This is a genomic window from Grimontia kaedaensis, assembly GCF_023746615.1.
Lineage (GTDB): Bacteria > Pseudomonadota > Gammaproteobacteria > Enterobacterales > Vibrionaceae > Enterovibrio > Enterovibrio kaedaensis.
In genome coordinates this window covers 3,666,931-3,693,899 of the sequence record NZ_CP082275.1, presented here as the reverse complement: position 1 = coordinate 3,693,899, position 26,969 = coordinate 3,666,931, and the positions used below count along the sequence as shown (strand labels likewise).

General features: G+C 51.3%; 27 protein-coding genes. 18 read left to right on the top strand and 9 right to left on the bottom strand.

The window, feature by feature from the left end; genetic code table 11:
- Positions 1-7 precede the first annotated feature (7 nt).
- Genes thiE through thiH form a run of 5 tightly spaced genes read left to right on the top strand, consistent with a single transcriptional unit; the run spans position 8 to position 3,544 of the window.
- Positions 8-679, top strand: coding sequence for a thiamine phosphate synthase (gene thiE, locus K6Q96_RS16580; RefSeq protein WP_251876895.1), 672 nt, complete (start codon positions 8-10; stop codon positions 677-679).
- Positions 651-1,463 (top strand): HesA/MoeB/ThiF family protein, encoded by an 813-nt coding sequence (locus tag K6Q96_RS16575; protein ID WP_251876894.1) that lies wholly within the window; start codon positions 651-653, stop codon positions 1,461-1,463. The genes thiE and K6Q96_RS16575 overlap by 29 nt, the downstream gene beginning before the upstream one ends.
- Positions 1,447-1,647, top strand: coding sequence for a sulfur carrier protein ThiS (gene thiS / locus K6Q96_RS16570; RefSeq protein WP_251876893.1), 201 nt, complete (start codon positions 1,447-1,449; stop codon positions 1,645-1,647). The genes K6Q96_RS16575 and thiS overlap by 17 nt, the downstream gene beginning before the upstream one ends.
- 2 nt (positions 1,648-1,649) lie before the next feature.
- Positions 1,650-2,420, top strand: coding sequence for a thiazole synthase (locus K6Q96_RS16565; RefSeq protein WP_251876892.1), 771 nt, complete (start codon positions 1,650-1,652; stop codon positions 2,418-2,420).
- An 11-nt stretch (positions 2,421-2,431) separates the two neighbouring features.
- Complete coding sequence (gene thiH / locus K6Q96_RS16560; RefSeq protein WP_251876891.1) at positions 2,432-3,544, top strand: 2-iminoacetate synthase ThiH; 1,113 nt, start codon at positions 2,432-2,434, stop codon at positions 3,542-3,544.
- 64 nt (positions 3,545-3,608) lie between these two features.
- Here the strand turns inward: thiH and K6Q96_RS16555 are convergent, their stop codons facing one another.
- Positions 3,609-5,396: an aminopeptidase P family protein gene (locus K6Q96_RS16555; protein ID WP_251876890.1), complete on the bottom strand. Its 1,788-nt coding sequence runs from the start codon at positions 5,394-5,396 to the stop codon at positions 3,609-3,611.
- A 48-nt stretch (positions 5,397-5,444) separates the two neighbouring features.
- Positions 5,445-6,416, bottom strand: coding sequence for a LysR substrate-binding domain-containing protein (locus K6Q96_RS16550; protein WP_251876889.1), 972 nt, complete (start codon positions 6,414-6,416; stop codon positions 5,445-5,447).
- A 100-nt stretch (positions 6,417-6,516) separates the two neighbouring features.
- On the opposite strand from K6Q96_RS16550, the gene K6Q96_RS16545 reads away from it, so the two are divergent.
- Together K6Q96_RS16545 and tsrA are read left to right on the top strand one after the other, a co-directional pair.
- Positions 6,517-7,713, top strand: coding sequence for a multidrug effflux MFS transporter (locus tag K6Q96_RS16545; RefSeq protein WP_251876888.1), 1,197 nt, complete (start codon positions 6,517-6,519; stop codon positions 7,711-7,713).
- Between the two features lie 230 nt (positions 7,714-7,943).
- Complete coding sequence (gene tsrA, locus K6Q96_RS16540; protein ID WP_002541590.1) at positions 7,944-8,234, top strand: H-NS-like global regulator TsrA; 291 nt, start codon at positions 7,944-7,946, stop codon at positions 8,232-8,234.
- Here tsrA and K6Q96_RS16535 read toward each other — a convergent pair whose 3' ends face one another.
- Entirely contained in the window at positions 8,235-9,116 is an 882-nt protein-coding gene (locus K6Q96_RS16535) for a DMT family transporter (protein WP_251876887.1), read from the bottom strand.
- Positions 9,117-9,255: 139 nt separating this feature from the next.
- Between K6Q96_RS16535 and rmuC the strand changes: the two genes are divergently transcribed.
- The 9 genes from rmuC to hemB all read left to right on the top strand — a co-directional run bounded on the left by rmuC (position 9,256) and on the right by hemB (position 17,380).
- Positions 9,256-10,776: a DNA recombination protein RmuC gene (rmuC, locus tag K6Q96_RS16530; RefSeq protein ID WP_434802151.1), complete on the top strand. Its 1,521-nt coding sequence runs from the start codon at positions 9,256-9,258 to the stop codon at positions 10,774-10,776.
- 118 nt (positions 10,777-10,894) lie between these two features.
- Positions 10,895-11,674: a bifunctional demethylmenaquinone methyltransferase/2-methoxy-6-polyprenyl-1,4-benzoquinol methylase UbiE gene (gene ubiE / locus K6Q96_RS16525; protein WP_251876886.1), complete on the top strand. Its 780-nt coding sequence runs from the start codon at positions 10,895-10,897 to the stop codon at positions 11,672-11,674.
- Positions 11,675-11,684: 10 nt separating this feature from the next.
- Positions 11,685-12,308: a ubiquinone biosynthesis accessory factor UbiJ gene (locus K6Q96_RS16520; protein WP_251876885.1), complete on the top strand. Its 624-nt coding sequence runs from the start codon at positions 11,685-11,687 to the stop codon at positions 12,306-12,308.
- A complete protein-coding gene (gene ubiB / locus K6Q96_RS16515) occupies positions 12,305-13,939 on the top strand; it encodes a ubiquinone biosynthesis regulatory protein kinase UbiB (RefSeq protein WP_251876884.1) in 1,635 nt (544 codons plus the stop codon). Before K6Q96_RS16520 ends, ubiB begins: the two co-directional genes overlap by 4 nt.
- 83 nt (positions 13,940-14,022) lie before the next feature.
- Complete coding sequence (tatA, locus tag K6Q96_RS16510; protein ID WP_062667372.1) at positions 14,023-14,256, top strand: Sec-independent protein translocase subunit TatA; 234 nt, start codon at positions 14,023-14,025, stop codon at positions 14,254-14,256.
- 3 nt (positions 14,257-14,259) lie between these two features.
- Positions 14,260-14,622 carry a Sec-independent protein translocase protein TatB gene (gene tatB, locus K6Q96_RS16505; protein ID WP_002541582.1) on the top strand — a complete coding sequence of 121 codons (363 nt, stop codon included), beginning with the start codon at positions 14,260-14,262 and terminating at the stop codon, positions 14,620-14,622.
- A gap of 35 nt (positions 14,623-14,657) precedes the next feature.
- Entirely contained in the window at positions 14,658-15,419 is a 762-nt protein-coding gene (tatC, locus tag K6Q96_RS16500; protein WP_002541581.1) for a Sec-independent protein translocase subunit TatC, read from the top strand.
- 77 nt (positions 15,420-15,496) lie between these two features.
- A complete protein-coding gene (gene tatD / locus K6Q96_RS16495; protein WP_251876883.1) occupies positions 15,497-16,276 on the top strand; it encodes a 3'-5' ssDNA/RNA exonuclease TatD in 780 nt (259 codons plus the stop codon).
- 48 nt (positions 16,277-16,324) lie between these two features.
- Complete coding sequence (gene hemB, locus K6Q96_RS16490; RefSeq protein ID WP_251876882.1) at positions 16,325-17,380, top strand: porphobilinogen synthase; 1,056 nt, start codon at positions 16,325-16,327, stop codon at positions 17,378-17,380.
- A gap of 68 nt (positions 17,381-17,448) precedes the next feature.
- On the opposite strand, the gene asnC is transcribed toward hemB, so the two are convergent.
- Entirely contained in the window at positions 17,449-17,910 is a 462-nt protein-coding gene (asnC, locus tag K6Q96_RS16485; protein ID WP_002541578.1) for a transcriptional regulator AsnC, read from the bottom strand.
- A 120-nt stretch (positions 17,911-18,030) separates the two neighbouring features.
- Between asnC and K6Q96_RS16480 the strand changes: the two genes are divergently transcribed.
- Complete coding sequence (locus tag K6Q96_RS16480; RefSeq protein WP_353621770.1) at positions 18,031-21,183, top strand: EAL domain-containing protein; 3,153 nt, start codon at positions 18,031-18,033, stop codon at positions 21,181-21,183.
- Positions 21,184-21,315: 132 nt separating this feature from the next.
- Positions 21,316-22,086: a class I SAM-dependent methyltransferase gene (locus K6Q96_RS16475; RefSeq protein ID WP_251876880.1), complete on the top strand. Its 771-nt coding sequence runs from the start codon at positions 21,316-21,318 to the stop codon at positions 22,084-22,086.
- 92 nt (positions 22,087-22,178) lie between these two features.
- Here K6Q96_RS16475 and K6Q96_RS16470 read toward each other — a convergent pair whose 3' ends face one another.
- From K6Q96_RS16470 to hemC, 5 genes are all read right to left on the bottom strand, one after another.
- A complete protein-coding gene (locus tag K6Q96_RS16470; RefSeq protein ID WP_251876879.1) occupies positions 22,179-22,328 on the bottom strand; it encodes a hypothetical protein in 150 nt (49 codons plus the stop codon).
- A 221-nt stretch (positions 22,329-22,549) separates the two neighbouring features.
- Positions 22,550-23,737: a heme biosynthesis HemY N-terminal domain-containing protein gene (locus K6Q96_RS16465; protein ID WP_251876878.1), complete on the bottom strand. Its 1,188-nt coding sequence runs from the start codon at positions 23,735-23,737 to the stop codon at positions 22,550-22,552.
- Entirely contained in the window at positions 23,737-24,951 is a 1,215-nt protein-coding gene (locus tag K6Q96_RS16460) for a uroporphyrinogen-III C-methyltransferase (RefSeq protein WP_251876877.1), read from the bottom strand. Before K6Q96_RS16460 ends, K6Q96_RS16465 begins: the two co-directional genes overlap by 1 nt.
- A complete protein-coding gene (locus K6Q96_RS16455) occupies positions 24,935-25,708 on the bottom strand; it encodes a uroporphyrinogen-III synthase (RefSeq protein ID WP_251876876.1) in 774 nt (257 codons plus the stop codon). Before K6Q96_RS16455 ends, K6Q96_RS16460 begins: the two co-directional genes overlap by 17 nt.
- Positions 25,705-26,640: a hydroxymethylbilane synthase gene (gene hemC, locus K6Q96_RS16450; RefSeq protein ID WP_251879668.1), complete on the bottom strand. Its 936-nt coding sequence runs from the start codon at positions 26,638-26,640 to the stop codon at positions 25,705-25,707. Before hemC ends, K6Q96_RS16455 begins: the two co-directional genes overlap by 4 nt.
- Positions 26,641-26,969: the final 329 nt, after the last annotated feature.

Below are 26,969 nucleotides of genomic sequence, written 5' to 3'. Positions count from 1 at the left end.
AGGTGCTATGAACACCTCTCCCGTGTTTCCAAGGATGGACGGGGGCATTGGCCCTCTCTATCCGGTGGTTGATGATATTGCCCTGTTGAAGCGTTTGCTGGCGTTTGGTGTGCGTACGGTTCAGCTTAGGGTTAAAGACGCTAACCATCCTAACCTTGATGCCATGATCAAAGAGGCTGTTGCTTGCGGCCGTCTTTGTCAGGCTCAGGTATTTATCAACGATCACTGGGAAAAGGCTCTCGATGCAGGCGCATATGGGGTTCACCTCGGTCAGGACGATTTGAAATCGGCTGACCTAGATGCGATAGCTACTGCTGGCATTCGCCTTGGTGTGTCCACCCGAACATCTGATGAGCTGAAATTAGCCTTATCTCTTAACCCAAGCTATTTAGCTATCGGCCATATTTTCCCAACACCCACCAAACAGATGCCTACGCCTCCCCAAGGTGTGGCGCAGTTGTCGAAGCATTTAGCGACAGTAGCAGGGAAAGTACCGACAGTGGCTATTGGTGGTATTGATCTCGCTAAAGCCCCAGAAGTCTGGCAAAGCGGTGTGGATGCGATCGCCGTTGTGCGGGCAGTCACCCAGTCTTGTGACTTGGCGGCAACGCTTCAATCATTCTCTGAGGTGCTGACAGAGGAGGCGAGAAATGAGCGTATCGTCGTCGAACAAAGCTAGTCTGTCAGACTGTGAGTTTGACCGTTACAGTCGCCAAATCATGTTGGATAACTGGGGCGAAGAGGCGCAACTGAAACTTTCCCAAGCCAAAGTACTGATAGTGGGATGTGGTGGTCTTGGAACTGCGGCTTCGCAGTATTTGGCTGGGGCAGGAGTCGGACAGTTAGTGCTGGCTGATGGCGATGTGCTGGAGCGTTCAAACTTGCCGAGGCAAATTGCTTATCGTGAAAAGGACTTGAGCAAAGGTAAGGCGAAAGCGCTGAGTGAACAACTCAACGCGTTGAATAGCCTCATCCAATGTCGTCCCGTCACTCGTCAGTTAGATGGAATGGCGCTGGAGCTTGAAGTCTCCCTTGCCGATATCGTGCTTGATTGCAGCGACAACATGGCAACCAGGCAGGCGGTGAATGCCACCTGTGTGAAACTGGGCAAGCCATTGATTACCGGTGCTGCTATTGGTTGGCAAGGTCAGCTGATGACTTTCGATTTCAGAGCCTCTTCTTCGCCTTGTTATCACTGCCTATTTCCCTCCCATCAGGACCCTCATTTGAGGAGTTGTCAGAGTGCAGGTGTCGTGGGGCCGGTAGTAGGCGTCATTGGCAACTTTCAGGCTTTAGAAGCGCTGAAGTTGCTGATGGGTGAATCTCTACCTGCGAACTTTTATCAGCTTGATGGACAGTCACTATCGCTCAAAAAGATGCTGGTTGCTCGCGATCCTGAATGTGCCATTTGTCAGCCTCGCGCACTTCCAAATAAGGAGATCTCACATGCAGATCTGGCTTAATGATGAAGCCTACTCGCCAAAAACTTCCAGCGATTTGCTGGCATTGGTGAGTGAATTATCTCTGCCTGAACAGTCGGTGGCGATCGCTCTGAACGGTGAAATTATCCCACGTAGCCAGTGGCAATCTACACCACTGACTGAGGGTGTTCAGGTCGCTATGTTTCAGGCCATTGCCGGAGGTTAACCATGTTGAAAATTGCAGATAAAACATTTTCCTCTCGCCTGTTTACCGGAACAGGAAAGTTCTCAAGCACCCAGATGATGGCAGAGAGCATCGCCGAAAGTGGCTCCGAGTTAGTTACCATGGCGCTAAAACGTGTCGATATCCAAAAGCGTGATGATGACATTCTGGCACCGCTGATTGCGTCGGGCGTGAATCTGTTACCTAACACGTCGGGTGCAAAAACAGCGAAGGAAGCCATTTTTGCCGCAAGACTTGCCCGTGAGGCGTTGGGAACTAACTGGCTGAAGCTCGAAATTCATCCTGATCCTAAATACCTGATGCCTGACCCAATTGAAACTTTGAAAGCGGCTGAAGCACTGGTCAAAGAAGGCTTTGTGGTGCTGCCATATTGCCACGCCGATCCTGTGCTTTGTAAGCATCTGGAAGAAGCTGGTTGTGCTGCAGTGATGCCGCTCGGTGCGCCTATTGGCAGCAATAAGGGTCTGGCATCAAGGGATTTTCTCGACATCATCATCGATCAGGCCAAAGTGCCAGTGGTGGTAGATGCTGGGATAGGCGCCCCTTCCCATGCAGCTGAAGCGATGGAAAAAGGTGCAGATGCGGTGCTGGTGAATACAGCCATTGCTGCGGCAGCCGACCCTGTCGCGATGGCTAAGGCCTTCAAGTTAGCCATAGAAGCAGGACGCATTGCGCATGAGTCAGGCTTAGCAGGTCAGGTAAAACAAGCTGTCGCCTCCAGCCCACTCACTGCTTTTCTTGATGAGCTGGCGTGACGGGAGGAGATATGGCTTTTTCTGATCATTGGCAGACGCTCAATTGGGATGATATCCGTCTCTCGATTTACAGCAAAACGGAAGCGGATGTTCAGCGGGCATTGGCTAAGCCAAAGCGTAACTTGGAAGACTTCAAGGCGCTGATCTCGCCCGCTGCGGAGCCCTTCCTTGAAGCGATGGCGCAGCAAGCTGCAGCGCTGACCAGACGTCGATTCGGCTATACGGTCAATTTCTACGTGCCGCTTTATCTGTCGAACCTTTGCGCCAATGCTTGTACCTACTGCGGCTTTTCAATGGAAAACCGTATCAAGCGTCGTACCCTATCGCTGGATGACATTGAGCGCGAGTGCGAAGCGATTAAAGCAATGAACTTTGACAGCATTCTCTTGGTAACTGGTGAGCATCAAACCAAAGTGGGGATGGACTACTTTCGAACCTCAGTGCCTGCCATTAAGCAGCATTTCAGCTATCTCGCTATGGAAGTCCAGCCGATGGAAACGGCGGACTATGCTGAGCTTAAAGGTCTGGGTTTAGACGCAGTGATGGTCTATCAGGAAACCTATAATCGCTCGACCTATGCCGAACATCATCTGCGTGGCAACAAGACGGATTTTGCTTTCCGTCTTGATACGCCGGATAGACTTGCTCGGGCTGGTATCGACAAGATTGGCATTGGTGCTCTGATTGGACTGGATGAGTGGCGAACGGATTGCTTCTTTGTCGCCAGTCACCTTGAGTACATGGAACGCACCTACTGGCGAAGCCGCTACTCGATTTCCTTTCCAAGGCTCCGTCCTTGTGAGGGGGCGGTACAGCCAAAGTCGGTGATGACGGACCGACAACTGGTTCAGCTTATCTGTGCCTATAGGTTGCTCAACTCAGAAGTGGAGCTTTCTCTATCGACCCGAGAGTCGCCTGAATTTCGGGATAAAGTATTGCCGCTTGGGATCACTTCGATGTCAGCAGCCTCTAAAACCCAGCCTGGAGGTTACGCCGATGATGAACCTGAGCTGGAGCAGTTTTCCGTCTCTGACGAGCGCAGTGCGAGTGCCGTTGCAACTGCAGTGAAGGCGGCAGGTTTTGAGGTGGTTTGGAAGGATTGGGAGCAGGGATATTCTGGATAATAAACAGTGTTATTGTATAAACAAAGAGCGCCAATCGGCGCTCTTTTCTTTGGTGTTTAACCATCTAGCGTGAAAGTGCTGCAGTTGCTTGTTCAAGCCACGCCAAGTCATCACCTTCCAGTGCTGGGCTAACGTCCTGCCACACTTTCTGGTGGTAATCGTTCCACCATGCAATCTCGCTGTCAGTCAATAAAGACACATCCACCAAGCGGCGATCAATTGGAGCGCGGGTTAATGACTCGAAACCAAGCACAGTCATGTCGCCCTGGGTTGGCACTTCTACCACCAACTCCAGGTTTTCGATACGAATACCAAAGGCATCTGCGCGGTAATAACCTGGCTCGTTCGACAGCACCATGCCCGGCAGTAGTGCGACTGTGCTAGGGGCTTTGGAAATACGCTGCGGGCCCTCATGGACGCTTAGGAAGTGACCTACGCCGTGGCCTGTGCCATGGTCGAAGTCAAAGCCGTTAGCCCACAGGTGCTGACGCGCTAGGGCATCCAGTTGGCTACCAGCGGTACCTTTCGGAAAACGTGCAGTTGCCAGAGAGATATGGCCTTTCAGTACCAGAGTGAAAGCTTGCTTCACTTCATCAGCACACTCACCAATCGCAACCGTGCGGGTGATATCTGTCGTGCCATCCGGATACTGACCACCTGAGTCCACCAGATACACATTGTTCAGTTCAAGCTCGCCCGGCTCTGGCTGATTCAGGTGGTTGTAGTGGCACATAGCTGCATTGCCACCTGCTGCTGAAATAGTATCGAAGCTCAAATCAGCGAGTGTTTCATCCAGTTTGCGGAAGCTGTAGAGCTTGTCAGAAAGCTCGGCTTCGTTTGGCAGATTGCCCGCAGCGACTTCTTTATCCAGCCAAGCAAGGAAACGGCTGACTGCCACGCCATCGCGGATATGGCTTGCTTTCATGCCATCAACCTCGACCGCGTTTTTGGCTGCTTTTGGCAGCATGCATGGGTCTGCAGCGTGAACGATAATGGCACCGTTTTGACTCAGTACCTGACTTGCCCAGGCATTGCTGGTTTGCGGGTCGACTAACACAGATTGGCCCGAGAGTGCCGCCAGAGCCGATTCCAGTGCTTCTGGGGCTTTGACCGATACGCCTTCGCCCACATGTGATGAGAAACCTTCTGCCAGGCGCGCAGGGTCGATAAACAGGGTGACTTCGCCTTTGGCATTGACGATAGCGCTGGCTAGCACCACAGGCAGACGTGATACATCACCACCACGGATATTCAGGAGCCAACAGATGCTATCGAGCTGACTTAAAAGCGCTGCATCAGCGCCGGATTTAGCAATCGCAGTACCGATTACACGGCGTTTATCTTCGCTGTTTTGACCCACAATGTTGGTACCCATCAGCCTTGCATCGGTCAGCAGGGGTGCAGGACGATCGTGCCATGCAGTATCGACCGGGTTGGTATCTACACACACCAAGTCCAGCTTACCCTCGACCAGTTTCTCGGCAGATGCCAGCCAGTTCGCGCTGTGAAGGCGCGGGTCAACGGCCACTTTGCTGCCTTTAGGCAGATTGTCTTGCAGCCATTGCAGGGCAGGCTCTTCAATCAGATGACGGTATTCGAAAATGTCACCAGGCACTTGCTTGCGTACCTGTACCGTGTAGCGGCCATCAACAAACATCGCGGCTTTATCTCGCGCGATAACAGCCGCGCCCGCTGAGCCAGTAAAACCTGTCGCCCAGTGGAGGCGCTCATTGTGCTCGGGGATGTATTCGCCGAGAAATTCGTCTTCATGAGGAATGATCAGAGCGTCCAGTGCCTGTTCTTCCAGCCAGCGTCTCAATGCATCGACGCGCTGCGCAATAATGGCGTGCATTCTTCGTCCTTATTTGGGTGATCGTATAGGGGTCTTTGGTTGTCTAAGCTATCTGTTTTCATCTGCCGCTGCAATTTCTGTCATATGTCGACAACGTGAAATAATCAGCTGCCGTAACCAGCTATGACCAGGATCGGATTGCTGACTTTGATGCCAGAACAGGGTATATGCCATGGGTGGTAAAGGTGTTGGCAATGACAACACGTGTAAATTGAGTTGCTTAGCGACGGCTGCTGCAAAATGCGCCGGCGCGGTAAACACCAAGTCGGTATGGGTGCAAAGGCTCGCAGCGCTGTTGAAATCCGGTACATACATCGCGATGTCGCGCTCAATGCCCCGCTCTGCAAGTTTATAGTCAAGCAGCCAGCGATCGCTGCCATCACACCTGACCTGAACATGTCGCTGTTTCAGGTAGGTATCCAAATCCCATCTTGCTTCATTTAGCACGGGGTGATCTTTTCTCACAATCACCCGTTGCTCATCCTGATAAAGCTCCTCATAGATGATGCCTTTCGGCGGCATCATCGTCAGCATGGCGTCAGCAGGGTTAAGGTCTTTTCCCGTAATGCCAAAATCTACCTCACCACGTGCCATGGCGTCGAAAGTTTGCCCGCTCCATGCCTGAGTATCCAGCGTGATTGAGGGAGCTGCGTCGAGGATTTCACCTAAAAATCGGGGAAGAAGCAGGGGATAGGCACTTTCGACCAGTGAGAAGTGAAAACGGCGATCGCTCGTTGCCGGGTTGAATTCATCCGAGACTGTCAGCCCTTCAATGTGCCCAAGTAGGCTTTTCAGTCCCGGTTTTAAGGACAAGGCTTTCGGCGTTGGGTAAAGGCCTCGGGAAGTGCGGTTAAACAAGGGGTCATCAAACTGTTCGCGAAGCTTGGCGAGGTTTTTACTGACGGCCGATTGACTGAGATGAAGACGCTGCGCAGCGCGGGTGACGTTGCTCTCTTCCAGTAACACATGAAGACAGATCAGCAGGCTGAGATCGTAACGCAGCAGTTGGTTAAGATTCATTAAGCATTATTCCTAATGGGAATGTCTGACCTGAATATAAACCATTTTTGTTCATATCAAAATCCCACTACACTCCGCCTTAAATCATCAGGAGTTCTTTATGTCTACCCCTTCTTCCAAGCCTGATAGCCGACTTGTGGCGCTCATGGTCCTGCTGGTGCTGTTTAGCCCACTGGCAATCGATATTTACTTGCCTGCGATGCCACTGATGGCGGCAGAGTTTGATGTGGCCTCTACCCGAATTCAGGACACTATTTCCTGGTTTATGGTGAGTCTGGGTCTTGGCCAGCTTCTAGCAGGACCTTTGGCAGACCGCTATGGTCGCCGGCCAGTCGCGATAGCTGGTATCGTGATTTACAGCTTGAGCTCGGGCTTTGCCTGGGTTGCAAGCTCGCTGGATGCGCTGCTTTTTGCCCGTCTGATGCAAGGTGCAGGCGCTTGTGCAACTTCTGTGTGTGCATTCGCTGCCGTGCGTGACAGTTTTGGCGGTAAACGAAGCGGGCAGATGATCAGCTACCTTAACGGCGCTATCTGTTTCATTCCTGCGCTGGCGCCGCTTTTGGGCGCATGGTTGACGGCGCAGTTTGGCTGGCGTTCAAATTTCAGCTTTATGATGGCGTATGCGCTGGTGGCCTTGGTACTTGTATTGACTCTGTTCCGTGAAACCCGTCCGGCAGACACGGACAGCAGTGGCAAACTGCTGAGCCCTTCTCGTTATTGGCAGGTTTTGAAAGAGCCAGTGTTTGTGTATCACGCTGTGCTTTGCATGTTGGCGATGTCAGTTATTTTGGCTTACGTCACCTCAGCGCCGGTTCGCCTGATTAATGGTCTTGGTCTTACCATGGAGCAATTCACCCTGTGGTTTGGTGTCAATGCGGTGCTGAACATTACGGCATCCATGTCGGCACCTAAAGTGATGGACAAATTTGGCAGCCGTAAAACCCTGAATGCGGGCATGCTGCTATTGGTGTTTGCAGGTGGCCTGATGGCAGTACTCAGTACCACACAAGCGGCTTGGGCATTTATGGTACCTGTCTTCCTGTCATCATTTGGTTTCGCCTGGATTCTGGGCTCAGCGGCGGGTAAAGCGCTGGAGCCGTTTGGTCAACGCGCGGGCACGGCAGCCGCACTGCTAGGTCTTTTCCAGATGAGTGGTGCAGGTGTGTTGGTCAGCCTGACACAACGCGCAGGTCTCTCTGAGCCACACCTTCTGGTCTTTCACATGTTGCTGCTGGCACCAGGCCTTTTACTGCTGTGGTCGTCGAAAGGTAAACGCTGGCATACCGCAGAAGCGTAAAACTTAGCGAATTCACTAATAAGACGCGAAAAGCGCGACGGTCTCGACAACCGTTATTCCACCATTTACCCGCTAATTGCTCATTAGCGGGTATTTTTTTGTTGCTTATTTGGCTTGGGAAGTATATTTAGTGTGCGAATTTCTCAGATCTTCCCGATTTCGGGGTGCCAGCCAAATCAAAGGCTGTTCGCACACTCCTTCGTAAATACATACACAGGCAGTTGAATATTATGTCGATGTCGACAATTGAATTAGCTCGTCATCTGGAGATGCTAGAAGAATCTCCGGAAAAAATGATGTTCGGTAAATTGCTCACTGAATTGAGCGGCATGAGTGAAGAGCGCGTAAAAAGCGCCGCGCGTCAGGTGCCAATCAGTGGTCTTCGCGAGCTGGTACACCAGTTCAATAAAGTGATTGATGAGCGCAAAGGTGAGCGTGTGCTGGAATTGGCGCAAGAGCTGGCAAACGACGGTATTTCTGTCGATGAGCTGCGCGACTATCTCGCGCAGCGCAGCGCCTGATTATTTCGCTTTCCCTTTTCGCTGCTGAATCAGCAAACCGACAACAATCATCACCAGACCGATTAAGGTTGTTTGATGAATTTGTTCTCCAATAATTTGCGACAGCAAAATCAGCGAAATAAAAGGCGAAATAAAGATCAGGTTACTGATCTTGGCGGTATTGGTGGCAAGCTTCATGGCATTCAGCCAAAGCACAAAAGTAATGCCCATCTCAAACAGACCGACATAGGTCACTGCCGCCCAGCCTTGCCATGGAATGCCACTCCAGTCGCTGGTGTAAAGGCTAAGTCCAATCGAAAACGGCAAAGAAAGTAAGAAACCAAGCAGCAACCCAATCACTGGGTCGGCTTGGTTTTTTGCATTCAAAATCCAGTAACCCGCCCACAAAACCGTGGAAAGCAGCGCCAACCCGACACCCAATGGGCTGTCGAATTGCAGGCCGAAGATATCCCCTTTGGTGGCAATGACCACCACACCGGCATAACCCAGCGCTGCCGCAATCCAATCCTGTTTACGAATTTTCTGGCCTAAGAATACCGCTGCCATAAGAGTCAGGGTGATCGCCCAGCTGTAGTTCAATGGCTGGGCGAGGGAAGCGGGCAACAAATCATAGGCTTTGAACAGCACCAGATAATAAATCAGTGGGTTGATAAGCCCGAGCAGCAGATAATACAGCGGTCGTTTGGCAAAGGTAGACGTCAGAAGGTGTAACTTGCCCTGAAAGCCTGCCACTGCAGCCAGAGAAATTGCCGACACCACACTGGCGGCAGCCAGCATCTGAATCGGAGTCATGTAGCTTAAGGTGATTTTAAAAGCCGTCGCGACGGTCGACCAAAGGAGCACCGCAGCCAATCCGTAGCCAATCGCAAGGCGGTCGTTCATAGGAGAATCACTTATAAAAAATGAAGGAGAGAATGCGGCAGTCTAGAGTAAGATCTGCTCAATAGAAAAGCTGGACATTTATCCAGTGTCTGATTAGCCTTCAATACAGTTAGCGTATTGGAAATAAAAGGGTATCGGCATGCAGCTTGAAGCGCTGTTTTCAGACAGTCTGGTATGGATGGCAGCAGGGGCTAGCGCAGGTCTCACAGCGTTATTGGCAGCGCTTTACCATCGTATGGCAAAACAAAATCTGCAGGCCTTGCATGAGCAATTGCGGGAAGCTGACGAAAAGCACAGCCAGTCTGAGATTGGTCGGCTGAAAGGCGAAAACCAGACCTTGCAGGATGAGCTTGATGGCATGGATCTGGAACGTGATCGCTTAAGCTCCGAGCTTCGCACTCAATATGGCAAGCTCGCAGCAGCGGCAGAAAAGCTGCGCCAGATGGAAACCCTGCGCGCCGAAAAAGCCCAACTGGCCGATACCGTTGATAACCTCCGTGATACCAAGGCCGCACTGGAGCTGACCCTTCGCGAGCAGCAAACCCGTACCGAAGAGCAGCTCGAAGCCGCAGAAGAGAAAATCAAACTGCTGGAAGGGGCAGAAGAGCGTCTTCGTGTTCAGTTTGAAGCCCTTGCCAACAAAGTCTTCGACCACAAAACCCGCACCGTGGATGAGCAAAACCGTCAGAGTCTCAAATCTCTCCTTAGCCCTTTGAAAAACGAGCTGGAAGGTTTCCGTAAGCAAGTCAGCGACAGTTTTGGCGAGCAAGCCAAAGAGCGTCACACCCTGGTGCATGAAATCAAAAACCTCCAGCAGCTTAATGAGGCCATGACCCGTGAAGCGGTGAACCTGACTCAGGCGCTCAAAGGCGACAACAAGCAGCAGGGCAACTGGGGGGAAGTGGTTCTGGCCCGCGTGCTGGAAGAGTCCGGACTTCGTGAAGGGTATGAATACGAAACTCAGGTCAGCCTTGAGAACGAGCAGGGTAAACGCTACCAGCCAGACGTCATCGTACGCTTGCCGCAAGGGAAGGATGTGGTGATTGATGCCAAGATGGCCTTGGTGGCGTATGAACGTTATTACCACGCTGAATCGTTGGTGGATAAAGACAGCGCACTACGTGAGCACATTGCCGCCATTCGCGGTCATATCCGTGGTCTTGGCCGTAAGGATTACCATCAGCTTCATGGCATTCAAAGCCTCGATTATGTGCTGATGTTTATTCCTGTTGAACCTGCATTCCAGATTGCCATCGAGGCTGAGCCCTCCCTTATCCGAGAAGCGCTGGACCACAACATCATGTTGGTGAGCCCAACCACTTTGCTGGTGGCGCTCCGTACCATCAATAATTTGTGGCGCTTTGAGCATCAGAACCAGAATGCCCGCGTGATTGCAGAAAAAGCCGGCAAGCTTTACGACAAAATTCGTCTGTTTGTGTCGGACATGGAAGCCATGGGCTCGGCACTCGATAAAGCGTCAGACAGCTATCAAAACGCGGTGAACAAGCTTTCCAGTGGGCGTGGCAATATTCTGCGTCAGGCGGAGAGCTTTAAAACGCTGGGTGTGGAAGTGAAGCGCGATATCAGCCCGGCTATGCTGAAAAGAGATACGACAGAAGAGAATGATGATGTTGTGACCTTACCCGTCTCAAAGGATTAAACGGACAGTCACTTGGCGCACTAAGCGCTTTGAGCATGCTCTGCGTATAAAGTACACTAAGCGCAAAAATATCGGGCGTTTTCTTCTTTTCCGGCCCGGTGTTACTCAGGGGTTAATAATGACAGATATGACACAGGGCGTGACGCAAGACGCGGAACAGAATACCACCCACTTTGGCTTCAAGACCGTCGCTAAAGATGAGAAAGCCGGTATGGTTGCCAACGTCTTCCACAATGTGGCGGCAAAGTACGACATCATGAACGATGTGATGTCCATGGGTATTCACCGTATCTGGAAACGCTTTACCATTGACTGCAGCGGCGTACGTCCGGGTCATCGTGTCCTCGACCTGGCTGGCGGTACTGGCGATCTGACAGCTAAATTCTCCCGCATCGTGGGTGAGAAAGGTCAGGTGGTGTTGGCAGACATCAACAACTCCATGTTGAATGTCGGTCGCGACAAACTGCGCGATCTGGGTATCGTTGGCAACGTGAATTACGTGCAGGCGAACGCGGAAGAGCTGCCATTCCCCGATAACCACTTTGATTGCATCACCATCGGCTTTGGTCTTCGTAACGTCACTGACAAAGACAAAGCACTGCGTTCCATGTACCGCGTACTGAAGCCGGGTGGCCGTCTGCTGGTACTGGAATTCTCCAAGCCAATCGTTGAGCCGCTGTCAAAAGTCTATGATGCTTACTCTTTCCACCTGCTGCCGAAAATGGGCGAAATTATCGCCAATGACGGCGAAAGCTATCGTTATTTAGCAGAGTCTATTCGCATGCATCCCGATCAAGACACCCTGAAGGGGATGATGGAAGACGCAGGTTTCGAGCAAACCAAATACTTCAACCTGACAGGTGGTATTGTTGCTCTGCACCGCGGCTACAAATTCTAAGGGGTTGGGAATGCCATTAGACTCATTAGTCACCGCCGTTGTTGAGACCAGCTTAAACACTCTGCTCAAGCAGGATGTAGAGAGCCAACGCCGACTGGCGAGACTTAAAGGCAAAGTGCTGCGTGTGCGCCTGACAGACATCAACAAGCAGTTGGTGTTTGTGTTCAGTCAGCAAATCGATGTGCTGGCGGGTTTTGAAGGTGACGCAGACTGCGACTTGGCACTGGCCATTTCCGTTGCGCCGCAGCTTAAAGACAAAGCCAACCTGACCAAACTCATCAAAGAAGACAAATTGCATCTGGACGGTGATATTGATGTCGCCCAGCAATTTTCCAATCTTCTGAATGGCCTTAACCCGGATATCGCAGAGTGGCTCTCGCACTACACCGGTGATGTGGTCGCACACACCTTAGTTCGAGGTGCTCAGCAAGGGTTGGCATTTCTCAAGCAGATGACCGAGCGTAACCAACGTTATGTGGGTGAGCTGGTGGTCGAAGAGTGGCGACTGGCCCCAGGTGCGCTGGAAGTCGCCTATTTTGCCGATCAAGTCGATGATGTTCAGAGTCAGGCTTCCCGCCTGTCAGCCCGACTTGAAGCGTTTGAAAAGAAATGGGCAGAGGTGGAGAGCGCATGACACCCAGCGAAATTCGCCGCCTCTACAAAATTACTCAGGTCCAGCTCAGTTACGGACTGGATGAACTGTTGCCGGACCAGCCGATAACCCGTGGCCCGCAATTGATGCGCAAATTACTGTTCTGGATGAAGAATGAACATCCGGAAAAGCAACTCGGTGAGCGCCTGCGTTTGGCGCTTCAAGAGTTGGGTCCTGTGTGGATCAAGTTCGGTCAGATGATGTCGACCCGCCGTGACCTTTTTCCGCCTGCGATTGCTGACCAGCTTGCTTTGCTGCAAGACCAGGTAGAGCCGTTTGATGGCAAGCTTGCCAAAGCGCAAATGGAAAAAGCCCTTGGTGGTCAGCTGGAAAACTGGTTTGACGATTTCAGCGAAACCCCGCTGGCATCGGCCTCGATTGCACAGGTTCATACCGCGACCTTAAAGGAAAACGGTCGCGAAGTCGTGCTGAAGGTAATCCGCCCTGACATCCTCCCTGTCATTCAGGCTGACATCAAACTCATGTACCGCATGGCGCGTTTGGTGGCGCGCTTCCTGCCGGAAGCAAGACGCTTAAAGCCGGTGGAGGTGGTGCGTGAGTACGAAAAGACCTTGCTCGACGAGCTGGATTTGATGCGTGAAGCGGCCAATGCGATTCAGCTTCGCCGCAACTTTGAGAACGACCATATTCTCTATGTGCCGGAAGTGTTCAGCGATTACTGCCGCTCGAGCCTGATGGTGTCTGAGCGCATCTATGGCATTCAGGTGTCTGATATCGAAGGGCTGAAAGCCAACGGTACCGATCTCAAGCTTCTGGCTGAGCGCGGCGTGCAGGTATTCTTCACCCAGGTGTTCCGAGACAGTTTCTTCCATGCAGACATGCACCCGGGCAATGTGTTCGTTTCCTATGAGCACCCGGAAGACCCGCAGTGGATTGGTCTTGATTGCGGCATTGTTGGCACGCTGAACCGTGAAGATAAGCGTTATCTGGCGGAAAACTTCCTCGCCTTCTTCAACCGTGACTACCGCAAAGTGGCAGAACTGCACGTCGATTCAGGCTGGGTGCCGCACGATACCAATGTCGATGAGTTCGAATTTGCTATCCGTACCGTGTGTGAGCCAATTTTCGAAAAGCCATTGTGCGATATTTCATTTGGGCATGTGCTGCTGAACCTGTTTAACACTGCGCGCCGCTTCAACATGGAAGTGCAACCTCAGTTGGTTTTGCTGCAAAAAACACTGCTTTATGTGGAAGGGTTGGGTCGCCAACTTTATCCGCAACTGGATTTGTGGGATACCGCCAAGCCGTTCTTGGAAGATTGGATGTCACGTCAGGTCGGCCCTCAGGCTGTGATCAACGCCATCAAAGAAAGAGCGCCGTTCTGGGCGGAGAAACTGCCCGAGTTGCCAGAGCTGGTTTACGACAGCCTCAAGCAAGGCCGTCAGGTTAATCAGCGAATGGATGCCATGTACCGCGAATTTATGCTGGCGCGTAAGCAGCAAAACCGAGCCCGATTCCTGATGGGTGTTGGCGCTACGCTGCTGGTGACTTCTGCCATACTGTATAGCAATCAGGTAGAACTTTTACCTCAGTTGACTGGTGGCACCGCGCTGTTTAGCTGGTTATTAGCATGGCGCGCATTTAATAAGTGAAATTAAAGAAATAAGTTGTAACATTGAGGGGATAAACTCCGGTTACTTTTTTATTCACCACATAACGCAGAGGTAACACTAGCATGGGTGGTATTAGTATTTGGCAACTGCTGATCGTAGCAGTCATCGTTATTCTTCTGTTCGGAACTAAAAAGCTGCGTAACATCGGTGGCGACTTGGGTTCGGCGGTAAAAGGCTTCAAGAAAGCCATGTCTGACGAAGACAAAAAAGATGCTGATTTCGGCCAGGAAAAACTGGAAGAAAAAGGCAACAACACAGCTCAAAAAAGCGAAGCGAAAGACAAAGAGCAGGCATAATCCGTGTTTGATATCGGTTTTTGGGAGCTGATCCTGATCGCCGTTGTCGGTCTGGTGGTGCTTGGCCCCGAACGTTTACCTGTGGCTATCCGCAATGTGTCCCGATGGGTGGGTGCGGCGCGAAGAATGGCAGGCTCCGTGAGAGATGAGCTCGAACAAGAGCTGAAAATCCAGGAGCTTCAGGAGAACCTGAAAAAAGCCGAGCAGATGGGTATGCAAAACCTGTCACCAGATCTGCAACAGTCTGTAGATGAGCTAAAAAAAGCAGCGGAAGATGTTCAGCGCCCTTACGCCCCGAAAAGCGAAAGTGAGCCTGCTGCAGACGCTGCCAATGCTTCCAGCCCAACCAAGGATAAAACCGAGTAAGGTTTTATCCGGGCTTCAGTTTTTGTCGAGAAACTATGTCATCTGTTGAAGATACCCAACCGCTCATCAGCCATCTTACCGAGCTGAGAGATCGTCTGCTGCGCGCATTGCTGGCGGTGCTGGTGGTGTTTCTGGCGCTGGTTTACTTTGCCAACGACATTTACACCTTCATTTCCGAGCCACTGGTTTCCCAGTTGCCGGAAGGTACTAGCATGATTGCGACGGATGTGGCCTCGCCCTTCTTCACGCCCATCAAGCTGACTTTGGTGGTGTCGGTGTTTGTTGCGGTGCCGATGATCCTCTATCAGGTTTGGGCATTTATTGCCCCGGGTCTGTACAAACATGAAAAGCGCCTGATATTCCCGCTGTTAGCCTCCAGTTCACTGTTGTTCTATTGCGGTGTGGCATTTGCTTATTTCGTGGTTTTCCCGCTGGTATTTGGCTTTTTTACCTCGATTGCCCCGGTAGATGTTCAGATAGCCACAGACATTGCCAGCTATCTGGATTTCATTCTGGCGCTATTTATGGCCTTTGGTCTGGCGTTTGAGATCCCGGTAGCGATTTTGCTGCTGACTTGGACGGGTGCGGTAGAGCCTGATGATCTGCGCAAGAAGCGCCCATACATCGTCGTCGCGGCGTTTGTAGTCGGTATGCTGCTGACACCACCAGACATCATTTCACAGACGCTTCTGGCGATCCCTATGTGTCTGCTGTTTGAAGTCGGCCTTTTCTTCTCCCGCTTCTACAAACCGCGCGGCGAAGAAAATGAAGAGAATGAAGAGCAAAGCCAGGGTTAATCTGAGCGAGTGCTGAACCAGAAAGCCAGTGATACACTGGCTTTTTTCTTATTCAGATCAAATGAAAAGGATTGAGCGTGATTGATATTGGGGTGAACCTCACCAGCAGCCAGTTCGACAAAGACAGAGAAGATGTTGTGTCGCGCGCTAAAGAAGCTGGTATCAGTGCCATGGTGCTGACAGGGACGGATCTGGAATCCAGCCCAGAGGCTGCCGCTATGGCCGCATCTATGCCGGGTTTTGCGTTTTCCACTGCCGGTGTTCATCCCCACGATGCCAAAACCGTGGACGATTTGACGCTTCCGTCTATCCGCGCTTTAGCCAACCAGCCTCAGGTGGTAGCCATTGGTGAGTGCGGGCTCGACTTTAACCGCGACTTTTCACCAAGACCGCAGCAAGAGGCGGTGTTTGAAGCGCATCTTAAACTCGCCGTTGAGCTCAACATGCCCGTGTTTCTTCATTGCCGTGACGCCCATGAGCGCTTTATGGCCATTTTGATGCCTTATCTTGATAAATTGCCGGGGGCTGTGCTGCACTGCTTTACGGGCTCGGAGGATGAGCTGAAAGCATGCTTGGAAGCTGGGCTTTATATCGGCATTACCGGCTGGGTGTGTGATGAAAGGCGCGGTGAAGCCTTGCGTGCCATTGTACCACTCATCCCGGATCACAAGTTGATGATTGAAACCGATGCACCGTATCTTTTGCCGCGGGATCTCAAGCCAAAACCCAAATCACGTCGCAATGAACCCTGCTATTTGCCTCATATAGCATCAGAAATTGCTGCATTACGTCAGCAGGACACTGAGCAGTTGATCACACAAACCACGCTCAACACCCGTCGATTCTTTGGACTGTAACCGCTATGATGCTGTCAAAGCTCAAGCACTTGGATTAAGGAGGATACCGTGACCGTATCCATTCAGGGCGCGTTTCCGGCCCGTCGTATGCGCCGTCTACGCAAACATGATTTCAGCCGCCGCCTGATGGCGGAAAACCAGCTTTCCGCCAGCGATCTGATTTACCCGATGTTCATTCTGATGGGGAAAAACCGTCGTGAAGCGATAGAGTCGATGCCTGGCATTGAGCGTTTGTCCATCGATCTCATGCTGTACGAAGCAGAATATCTGGCAAAACTGGGCGTACCTGCGATTGCCTTGTTCCCTGTTGTACCGAAAGAATTCAAATCAGCCACTGCTGACGAGGCGCATAACCCGGAAGGTTTGGTGCAGCGTGCCGTGCGTTTGCTGAAAGAGCACGTACCACAAATGGGCGTGATCACTGATGTCGCACTCGACCCATACACCTTGTCGGGTCAAGACGGCTTGACCGACGAAGACGGTTATGTGCTGAATGATGAAACCACCCAGGTGCTTATTCAGCAGGCCTTGTCCCATGCGGAAGCTGGCGCAGATATCGTGGCACCGTCAGACATGATGGACGGCCGCATCGGTGCTATCCGTGGAGCGCTGGAAGAGGCGGGTTACATTCACACCCAAATCATGGCGTACTCGGCGAAGTATGCGTCAGCTTACTATGGCCCATTCCGCGATGCGGTCGGCTCGGCGGCCAACCTCAAAGGCGGCGACAAGAAAACCTATCAGATGGATCCGGCCAACAGTGATGAAGCCATCCATGAAGTGGCAATGGACGTTAATGAAGGCGCGGACATGGTGATGGTCAAACCGGGTATGCCTTACCTTGACGTGGTTCGCCGCGTGAAGGCGGAGCTTAAGGTGCCGACCTTTGCTTATCAGGTTTCCGGTGAGTACGCGATGCACAAAGCGGCTTCGATGAATGGTTGGCTTGATGAGCGTAAAACCGTGATCGAATCCCTGATGTGCTTCAAGCGTGCTGGCGCAGACGGTATCCTTACGTACTTTGCCAAAGACGTGGCGCGTTGGCTGGCCGAAGAGCAGCAGATGGATATCCCTGACCTGCCGAATCAAGAAGGCGCAGAATAACCCTAACCCCAATGAAAAATGCCAGCGACTCGCTGGCATTTTTGTCTCCATACGCCGGAGTCTTTTAATTAAGGCGCGACATTTCGCTTAATGGGGTTTTGCAGGGAAATCAGGGTTTCCGTCGATTGTACTTCGTCGATAGCCTGGAGCTTATCAATCAACACGTATTGCAACTCTTCAATCGAGCGGCACATCAGTTTGACGAAGATGTTATAGGCGCCCGTGGTGTAATAGGCTTCCACCACTTCATCAAGTTGTTGAAGCTTTTCCAGCGCCGAGTGGTAGTCCCGTGCTGCATAGAGGTTGATGCCGATAAAACAGCACACGTCGTAGCCTAATGCTTTGGTATTCACCAAGACTTCGGTGCCAGTGATGATGCCCGCCGATTTCATCTTTTCAACCCGCACATGCACTGTGGCTGGGCTGACAGAAAAACGTTTTCCCATTTCCGCATAGGGCACTTTGGCATCCGCCATCAGGGTTCGTAGAATTTGGCGATCTAAATCATCTAATTTTGCAATTTCATTCATAGCGATTCACTAAACTCCATGTTACCCGCAGTTTCCGTGCATAAAACTTGACCAATTGATAGCCTTCCCAATACCGTGTGGTACAACTGATACAGAATTAAGACAAACCTACTTCATTCTATGCGCCAAATATTTAAGTGGCTTTTTGTTACTGTTCTCTTTCTTCAAAGCGGCGCAGCACTAGCAGCCTATCAGGTTCTCGCCATTCATTCCTACCATCCGGACTTTTTCTGGACGGAGTCCATTGTGCGCGGAATTGAAAAAGGTGTCGAAGGGCAGGACATTGTTGTTGAGCATACTTATCTTGATACCAAGAGAATCCAATCCCCTGATTATCATGAAGAGCTGAAACGTCTCTATCTTACCCGCCTTGAAGAGCATCGATATGATGCCGTGCTGACTACAGACAATGCCGCGCTCTGGCTGGTCAACGAACTTGCTGAAGAAATTGGCAATGTGCCAGTGGTGTTTTCCGGTTTGAACAGTGCCAGTCTTGAGCCGTATCAGAACATTAATATGCTCGGTGGTGTTGAAGAACTGATCAATGTACCCGCCAATGTCGCCCTGATTAAAGCTCTACACCCAGATACCCAGCGAGTCTGGCTTGCACTTGATGATGCTTACTCCAGCCGCCAGTATTGGCAGGCGATTTCACGTCAGTTGGATAACAGCATGGACGAGTTAGGTGTGGATATCCGCCGCATGCACAAAGTGAGCTTTGAGCAGCTGGTTGAGCAGAGCGCCGGGCTGGAAGAGGGCGATGTGATTCTGTTTGTCTCTTTCTTCAAAGATGCCAATGGCGACTTTATGGAGCATGGCGATTTGCTCACCAAGGTCACGCAAGCGACTACGGTGCCGGTTTACGGCGCGAACAGCTTTATGCTGCCTTATGGTATTGTCGGCGGCATCATGGTCGATGGCGAACACCATGGAAAGGTACAGGCAGGCTTGCTGATTGAAGCGCTGAACAATGATGAAATGCCAAAGATTATTTCTGACGCCAATCAGCTTATCTTTGAATACGATGTCGCTAAAAAGCGTCAAATCGACATAAGACAGTTCCCTCAAGCCACCATCAATAACCAGCCCCCTCCCTTCTGGCAAGCCAACCGTGATGCTTTGTTGAGCAGCCTCGCCATCATGTTTGTCGCCATGGTGATCATTGGTATTCTCACCAAGCACATGAACCGCCAGAAGCAGGGTGAGCGGGCGCTGGCACAAAGCCGGGCGCTGTTCAAAGGTGTCTTTGACCAAAGCCATCAATACATTGCTTTGCTGGATTATCAAGGGCGTGTGATTTCGGCCAACGGCGCCTTCCAGCGTTTGTTTCCCGAGTTTGGCAACCGCGGTTTCCTGCCATTATGGCGTTGGTCAGAATGGCTCAGTGCTGACAGGTTAAAACTTCACCTTGAATCCTTGATTGAGGGGCAGGCGAGTCGTTTTGAAGTTTGTCTTTTGTCCGAGCAGCAAAACGAAGTGATTCTGGACGTGGCGCTCAAAGCCTTGCCAGATCACAGTCATGCCGACGCGCAAATTCTGTTTGAAGCCCGCGATATCAGCCAGCGAAAACTGGCAGAGCAAAAGCTTCAGCGCAGCGAGGTTGAATACCGTATGCTCTATGAGCAGCAACCTGTGATGCTGCTGACTATCGACCAACAGTCGCGAATCCAGTCCGTCAACCAGTGCACTACCGAATGGTTAGGCTTTTCTAAGCGCCATATGCTCGGACATAAAGTGACAGACTTTTATGCTGACGGCAGCCTGCCGCCGAGAAGCCTTTTGAATAGTAAGGATCGGGAGCGGTTCGGGATCCGTCGCCGTGAGATCCGCTACCGCACCAGTGATGGCAAAGAGCGCTGGATCCGAGAAAGCATCCGTTCGACTCAAGTGCAATCACAACTGTTACTGGTTGGCGAAGACATCACAGAAAACCGCCGAATGGAGCAACAGCTCCGTTATCAGGCGCAACATGATTTCCTGACAGGTTTGCTGAACCGTAACTACTTTGAAGCCAGATTGGTTGATGTACTGGGCACCTTGACTGAAAACGGCGCGGTACACGCCATGTTCTATATCGATCTGGACCAGTTTCGCGTGATTAACGACACTGTGGGTCATGAAGCGGGTGATGAGGCGCTCAAACAAACGGCGCAGGTTCTGCGTGAGTTGCTGCCTATTGGTGCCACACTGGCGCGTCTTGGCGGTGACGAGTTTGCAGTGATTTGCTATGACTGCAATGAGCAGGATGCGCTGGATCAGGGCAGAAAAATTCTCGATACCCTAAGTGAACTCGACTTTTACTGGAAGAATACCCGCCTTGCGTTGGGGTGCTCTGTTGGTATTCGGATGTTGGATAAAACCGCGGGCACGCCGCAGCAGGTGCATGCTCAAGCTGATACAGCTTGTTATGCCGCCAAGCATGATGGCCGCAGTCGGGTTCACCTCTACCGCCCAGATGATCAGGAACTTCGCCGCCATGAGCGTGAAATGTCCTTTGTCAGCAAAATCCATGATGCATTGGCAGAAGATCGTTTTGAGGTTTATGCCCAGCCTATTGTCAGCGTTACTTCCCGTTTGAAAGAGAAGCTCTATTTCGAAGTCTTGGTGCGGATGCGTGACACTCAAGGTGACAATGTGGCTCCGGGACAGTTTATACCTGCTGCCGAGCGCTACAACATGGCGCATTTGATTGATAAGCGGGTGATTGAGAAAACCTTGGGTTGGTTTGAGCGTTATCCAGAATATGTCGATTCTGTGGGTATGGTCTCGATTAACCTTTCCGGCCGCTCCATGAGCGATGAAGGTTTTATCCAGTTCCTGATTGAAGCACTGAAAACCAGTACCATTCCAAGTACGTCTATCAGCCTCGAAATCACGGAAACGGCAGCGATTGGTAACCTTAGTGATGCGATTGAACTATTCAAAAAGCTTAAACAACTGGGTTGCACCATCGCGCTGGATGATTTTGGCTCTGGGCTCTCATCATTTGGCTACCTCAAGCGCCTTCCAGTAGACATCATCAAGATTGACGGCCAATTCGTGCGAGATATCGCAGAGGATGAAACCGACTATGTAATGGTTCGGGCGATTCACCAACTGGCGACCCAGATGGGAAAGAAAACCGTGGCAGAGTTTGTGGAAAATGATGCCATCTTGATGCGCTTACGCTCACTTGGTGTCGATTATGCGCAAGGCTATTTCTTCAGCGTACCGAAACCGATGGAGCAGTTGATTCTCGAAACGGCAGCCAGTGAAAAAGAAGCGGTGCTCTAACAGGGTGCCCCAGCCAATTTTCTATTTCTCCTAGAACCTTATCCTTTCACTATCTACCCAAACGACCCGAATTCTGCATCTTCAGGTCGTTTGGGTATATACTCTCGGCGAATATTACGCCGGAGAACCCAGGTGCAGATAGCTTTAACCTGCGAAGCGCCAGAGCGCGCTGACATCCTCAACGAGATTGCCAACCGTTGGGGGCTTATCCACAATGAGAACGCCCTGTTTGCGTTGGTACTGACCGAAAACCAATTGGAGCTTAGAAAGCTGGACGAGCCAAAGCTCGGCGCGGTTTTCGTCGATTTGGTCGGCGGGGCTGTTGGTCATCGTCGTAAATTCGGGGGTGGTAAAGGGCAGTCGATTGCCAAAGCAGTCGGACTCAATAAAGGCGCGACGCCAACGGTGCTAGATGCCACAGCAGGGTTAGGGCGTGATGCTTTTGTGCTGGCATCTCTTGGCTGTAAGGTACAGATGGTTGAACGTCATCCAGTAGTTGCTGCCTTGCTGGATGATGGCCTTGCTCGTGCCAAAGTGGATCCGGAAATTGGCGGTTGGGTGAGCGAGCGTATATCGCTTCTGCATGCTTCAAGTCATGACGCTCTGGTGAAGCTCGTTAATGACGGAAACTTGGAACGCCCGGATGTGGTGTACCTCGACCCCATGTACCCGCACAAGAAAAAGTCAGCATTGGTGAAAAAAGAGATGCGTGTATTCCAGTCGCTGGTGGGCGCGGATGATGACGCGGATGAACTGTATGGCCCTGCTTATACACTGGCGACCAAACGTGTGGTGGTCAAGCGTCCGGATTATGCCGAGTTTCTGGCCGGTAAAACGCCGTCTACTCAAATTGAAACCAAGAAGAACCGCTTTGATGTCTATGTCAAAGCGGCAATGCGATAGTCCTCATCACCAAAGGTCAACAGACCCTAGATTCCTCTCCTCCAGAAACCAAAACGCCTCCGAAGCGGAGGCGTGGGGTGCAAAGGGTCGGATTACTCCATACCTTTAACCAGCAGAACTGTCAGCAGACCAGTAACAACTGAAACCAACAGGCCTGACACCAGGATCCAAGGTAACATATCCATGATGGATGGGCTCACTTTCAAAAGGGATTGGCAAAGCCGACGCCATTTGTTGCTCATGCTGACTGATAAAAGCCTGCGAATTGATTAACAACTGAAACCGGCAAATTATAATTTGTTACGCCCCTATTTGATAACAGCTACTTTGTCTTAACAATGGCTGGTAAATAGCAGTTAATCATTATTAACAGGCTGAAACAACTTGGGTTGTTTTTAGGTCTAACCGTGTTAATCGTGAATAAAAAAACGCCCTTTCGGGCGTTTTTTGTTCGTGAAATGTTTCACTCTTTGTGAGGTAGTGCAAGCTTGAGTGCTTCGCGTGAAAGACTGTTGGCGGCGCCGGACTCGTTAAGCTTTTCTAACGTATCCACCAGCCAAGCGTAATCGGTCACGTCAGGCCGGATTTCCAGCGCTTTTTCAAAGTGAGTGCGCGCCTCTGCCCATTTTCCTTCACGGAAGTAAAGCTGACCTAATGCGCTGTGTGTTACGGGGTTATTCTCGTTGTAGCGCAGCAGTTCCTGAAGTTTGAGAATAGCCGGATGGTAATCAGGCAGTTTCAGTTCAGGTACCAGAGAGATCAGAGTTTCATCAGGATGCTTTTTCAGGTTCTCACGGAGAATGATGTAAGCCTCTGAATCAGCATGACGTGAAATCAGCTGTTTGACCAAACAAGCAATAAGCTTAGGTTGCTGGCGGGCTGCGCGGCTTAGGCTATTCCAGTGAGCCAGAAGGCCATCGCTGCCTTTCTGTGTTGCGATATGAGCCATCAGGCCACATTCGGCTTTCTGTTCCAGCTTTTCTGCTTCCGTTTCAGTGACGGCTTTCACGCGTTTCAGTGATGGCATCAAACGCAGCAGCGCCTGCCAGTCCTGAAGCTGCAGGTAAGTATCTTTCAGTAAGTTCAACAAAATCGAGTTGCGCGGATTGGCATCGACCAGTCCTTGAAGGCTCGCGAGCGCTTCTTCATATTGGCCTTGGCGGAATTGTAGCTTGGCGCGTGTCAGTGAGGTTGCCAGACGATCAGTCCCAAAGTCCGATGCTTGTTGCAAGTATCGGTCACGGCTGTCTACGTCGCCACGGCCTTGCGCTGCTTCTGCTGCCGCCAGGTAGTTCAGTAAAGGGGCATCGCTGTGAGCTGCACCTTTCATCACCAGCTTTTCAGATAGCTTCCAGTCACCTTCCAGTAGTTTCAGCAAGCCATCGTTGGTCAGCGCGCGTGCTTTCTTACTCTTACGGCCGGAAAACCAGCCACGGGTGGAGCTTGATAGCGAGAACACTTTGCGAATGAGCCATTCAAAGATGAACAGTGCAGCAAAAGCGAACACCACCAGAATGATGAGCGTGGATACACTCATCTCGATGGTTTGGTTGGCCGCGGAAATCAGAACATAACCCTGATTACCCGCCAGATCCGGCCCAACAATAAGGCCTGCAATCAGTGCGATAACCAGCAGGAGAATTTTAATCATTAGTTATTCTCCCCGGTTTGCAGTGGCGCTAAATCGCGTCGCAGGCGGTCAGCTAGCATGTCACTAATCAGCGCTTGGCTTTCCAGGGCCTCAGGGTAGCTCACCTCGATGGTTTGCTGGCTGAGGTTGGTCAGAGTCGCAACGAAGCTCTTAGTGATGTCGGCGTCTTGGTTGTAAAAGCGCTCAGCCCACGCTTTAGCGGTTTTCAGTGACTCGGCATACAGGCGGCCATTCTCGCGATATACCGACGTCACGGCCTGATCCAGCTTCGCCTTGAGGTTTTCCTGCAGGTAGAAAGTTTGCGCCGGTGTCAGCAGTGGTACCACATCGCCTTCACGCTTTCGGTAGGTGATGAACTGACCGACGAAATCACTGAAAGATGCTTTCAGGTTTTGCTGCCAGTCGTCGACATTGCCAGAGACCTGCTGCGTAGCGACTTCTTCTGCTTCTGGCATGATGGCATTGGCAAGCGGCAGTTTGTCGACTTCCTGTTGTAGTGAGTTCAGGCGAAGCACAATACCGTCGCGATCAATGCGTTTCACGGCTTTTAGCTGTTGGATGTCTTTTGCCATCGCCTGACGGATAGGCGTCAGCGACGGGTCATTAAGCTCAGCAATGCGCTGATCAGCATTTTGCATCAGGGTGGTGGCTGTCAGTACATCGTGTTCCAGCCAAAGCTTACGTGCGGCCTGATTCACCAGGTAATCCGCTTCTGCTAACAGCCAGTCATTCGGACGACGGCCTTTTACATCAGCCAGCGCTGATTGCAGGCTCTGGATAGTGGTGTCCTGCTGTTCAATCAGCACCTGAGTATCTTGCACGGCTTTTTTTACCGCTTCCTGACTTTGCTTTTCGCTATTAGCCAGCGCCGACTTCAGTGAGCTGACTTCATCAGTTAGGGCAGAGATATTGGCTGTAAGCTGTTGGCTTTGCTGATGGCCATGGTAATAAAGACCACCACCGAGTGTTATCACCAAAATAATGGCGACAATAGAGAGTTTGTTACCCCCTTTTTTCTCTTTTGCCTGAGGAGGCGGAGTTGCTGTATTTTTGTCACTGGCTGGCGTATCAGTAGGCGTGGACTTGGCAGCGGATTTGTCGATCGCAGAAGGCTTACCGCTTTGCTTGGAAGACGATGGCGTTTCCTTGCCGGTAGGGGATGCTGGCGCCGACGTGTCTTTATCCGTGCCTGAAGTCTTATTGTTGTCTGTCATCCGAATGTCCCGAGTTAATCATCTCGTTTAACGCGTGAAACAGGGCGTGATTGGAGGCGCTGTTTACGCAGCTGATTGCATTAAAACCAAGGCCAATTGCTTGATTGTAAATCCGTTTGCTTGGCACCAGTATATGGCATTCTCGTAACCATTGCTGGTCACACTCTGAGATTGTCTGGCACAAAAGCGAAAGTTGTTCACCACTGGTGATGACCAAGGTGTCGACATTTTCCGCCCGCCATTGCTTTGCCAGTGATGATAGAGATTCACTGGTCCAATGTCGTTGATAGGCTTCAAAATAGCGCACCTTGGCACCGTGATTTGTCAGGGTGTCGCCCAAAAATGCCCGTCCGCCGTTGCCACGCAAGATCACGACCTGAAGACTTTGCGGCTTTTCGAAAACAGACAAGGACACCATGCCTTCGCTGTCTTCTGTCGTTGGCTGAATCGCATTCACACCGCTTTTGGTTTTCCAGACCTGCGCTGTTTTTTCTCCGACTGCCACATAATGCAGATCGTCACGCCAGCTGGCGTTTTCGTCTTGAAGTTGTTGATGGGCGTATTCAATCGCGCGGGGACTCACTGCCACGACCACGCTGTGTGGTGGGAGTGTATTAAAGCATTGAGTCAGAGAGGGAAGGTCGATTCCGGCAGAAAAAGACAATAAAGGCGCGGGAAGCGCCTTTATTCCTGATTGGTTCAGCGTTTCGGCAAGTTCATAGCAGGCAGGTGCAGGGCGCACCACCAGTACGGTCATACTTCGTCCTGATAAAGTTTTTCCAGAATCACACGCGCTCCGTCTTCAAGCAGCTGTTCAGCAAGACCAGTGCCCAGCTCTTCGGCTTTTTCAAGCGGGCCTGTCACTTCACCACTGACGATTTTGCTGCCATCCGGCTCGCCTACCAGTGCGCGCAGATGGATTTGGTCACCGTGGATTTCTGAGTAGCTACCAATGGGCACCTGACATCCGCCCATCAGACGGTTGTTCATTGCACGCTCACACAGCACGCGGTAAGTGGTGTTGGCATCGGCCAATGGTTCCAGCAGCGCACGGACGCGTTCATCATCCAGACGGCACTCAATGCCGACAGCACCTTGGCCAACTGCTGGCAGAATTTCTTCCGGTTCAATTTCATTGCGGATACGGTCATGAAGATTCAGACGTTTCAGACCTGCCGATGCAAGAATGATGGCGTCGTATTCGCCATTATCCAGTTTGCCCAAGCGGGTGCCGACGTTGCCGCGCAGATCTTTCACCACCAAATCAGGGCGCATGGCACGAACCTGACACTGGCGGCGAAGGCTTGATGTGCCGACAACTGCACCTTCAGGCAGTGCATTGATGCTTTCATAATTGTTGGAAACAAAGGCGTCACGTGGGTCTTCACGCTCACAGATAGTGACCAACCCCAGCCCTTCAGGGAACTCTACCGGTACGTCTTTCATGGAATGGACCGCAATGTCTGCTCGGCCATCCAGCATTGCCTGCTCCAGCTCTTTCACAAACAATCCTTTACCGCCAACTTTGGCCAGTGGAGTGTCGAGAATAATGTCGCCTTTGGTCACCATAGGAACCAGCTCCACGGTCAAACCCGGATGGGTTTCTTCCAGAGCAGCTTTAACAAATTCAGCCTGCCACAGGGCAAGTGGGCTCTGGCGGGTGGCGATACGAACGGGTGTTGAAGTCATAATTACGTCCATTTGATTTGCTTAGGCTAATCGTACCACCCCTTGTTATTCCTTGAGAACTTAAGGTGATAGCGGCGATAAAAAGGTGCGAATCCATGCGGCTTCGGCTATGATGATGTGATATTGATCATGTTTTCGGGGCGGTTCACAGGGGTAAAACCCAACGTGGTTCACCTTATTTCGAATCAAATTTGAGATAAAGCGTTGTCTCTCTCACAGTTTTGTTCATATAGTGAACAAAGTGAAGCAGAAATGATGAGTCATTGCTCGCTTTACGCTCCAAAGAAAAACTGTTAAATTGATCACGTTTTTATCCATGGGCGCCGGAG

What these genes read in the sequence shown, in the direction of transcription:
- thiE (WP_251876895.1), top strand. Translation starts at nt 8, where the DNA reads ATGAACACCTCTCCCGTGTTTCCAAGGATGGACGGGGGCATTGGCCCT.
- K6Q96_RS16575 (WP_251876894.1), top strand. Translation starts at nt 651, where the DNA reads ATGAGCGTATCGTCGTCGAACAAAGCTAGTCTGTCAGACTGTGAGTTT.
- thiS (WP_251876893.1), top strand. Translation starts at nt 1,447, where the DNA reads ATGCAGATCTGGCTTAATGATGAAGCCTACTCGCCAAAAACTTCCAGC.
- K6Q96_RS16565 (WP_251876892.1), top strand. Translation starts at nt 1,650, where the DNA reads ATGTTGAAAATTGCAGATAAAACATTTTCCTCTCGCCTGTTTACCGGA.
- thiH (WP_251876891.1), top strand. Translation starts at nt 2,432, where the DNA reads ATGGCTTTTTCTGATCATTGGCAGACGCTCAATTGGGATGATATCCGT.
- K6Q96_RS16555 (WP_251876890.1), bottom strand. Translation starts at nt 5,396, where the DNA reads ATGCACGCCATTATTGCGCAGCGCGTCGATGCATTGAGACGCTGGCTG.
- K6Q96_RS16550 (WP_251876889.1), bottom strand. Translation starts at nt 6,416, where the DNA reads ATGAATCTTAACCAACTGCTGCGTTACGATCTCAGCCTGCTGATCTGT.
- K6Q96_RS16545 (WP_251876888.1), top strand. Translation starts at nt 6,517, where the DNA reads ATGTCTACCCCTTCTTCCAAGCCTGATAGCCGACTTGTGGCGCTCATG.
- tsrA (WP_002541590.1), top strand. Translation starts at nt 7,944, where the DNA reads ATGTCGATGTCGACAATTGAATTAGCTCGTCATCTGGAGATGCTAGAA.
- K6Q96_RS16535 (WP_251876887.1), bottom strand. Translation starts at nt 9,116, where the DNA reads ATGAACGACCGCCTTGCGATTGGCTACGGATTGGCTGCGGTGCTCCTT.
- rmuC (WP_434802151.1), top strand. Translation starts at nt 9,256, where the DNA reads ATGCAGCTTGAAGCGCTGTTTTCAGACAGTCTGGTATGGATGGCAGCA.
- ubiE (WP_251876886.1), top strand. Translation starts at nt 10,895, where the DNA reads ATGACAGATATGACACAGGGCGTGACGCAAGACGCGGAACAGAATACC.
- K6Q96_RS16520 (WP_251876885.1), top strand. Translation starts at nt 11,685, where the DNA reads ATGCCATTAGACTCATTAGTCACCGCCGTTGTTGAGACCAGCTTAAAC.
- ubiB (WP_251876884.1), top strand. Translation starts at nt 12,305, where the DNA reads ATGACACCCAGCGAAATTCGCCGCCTCTACAAAATTACTCAGGTCCAG.
- tatA (WP_062667372.1), top strand. Translation starts at nt 14,023, where the DNA reads ATGGGTGGTATTAGTATTTGGCAACTGCTGATCGTAGCAGTCATCGTT.
- tatC (WP_002541581.1), top strand. Translation starts at nt 14,658, where the DNA reads ATGTCATCTGTTGAAGATACCCAACCGCTCATCAGCCATCTTACCGAG.
- asnC (WP_002541578.1), bottom strand. Translation starts at nt 17,910, where the DNA reads ATGAATGAAATTGCAAAATTAGATGATTTAGATCGCCAAATTCTACGA.
- K6Q96_RS16480 (WP_353621770.1), top strand. Translation starts at nt 18,031, where the DNA reads ATGCGCCAAATATTTAAGTGGCTTTTTGTTACTGTTCTCTTTCTTCAA.
- K6Q96_RS16470 (WP_251876879.1), bottom strand. Translation starts at nt 22,328, where the DNA reads ATGAGCAACAAATGGCGTCGGCTTTGCCAATCCCTTTTGAAAGTGAGC.
- K6Q96_RS16465 (WP_251876878.1), bottom strand. Translation starts at nt 23,737, where the DNA reads ATGATTAAAATTCTCCTGCTGGTTATCGCACTGATTGCAGGCCTTATT.
- K6Q96_RS16460 (WP_251876877.1), bottom strand. Translation starts at nt 24,951, where the DNA reads ATGACAGACAACAATAAGACTTCAGGCACGGATAAAGACACGTCGGCG.
- K6Q96_RS16455 (WP_251876876.1), bottom strand. Translation starts at nt 25,708, where the DNA reads ATGACCGTACTGGTGGTGCGCCCTGCACCTGCCTGCTATGAACTTGCC.
- hemC (WP_251879668.1), bottom strand. Translation starts at nt 26,640, where the DNA reads ATGACTTCAACACCCGTTCGTATCGCCACCCGCCAGAGCCCACTTGCC.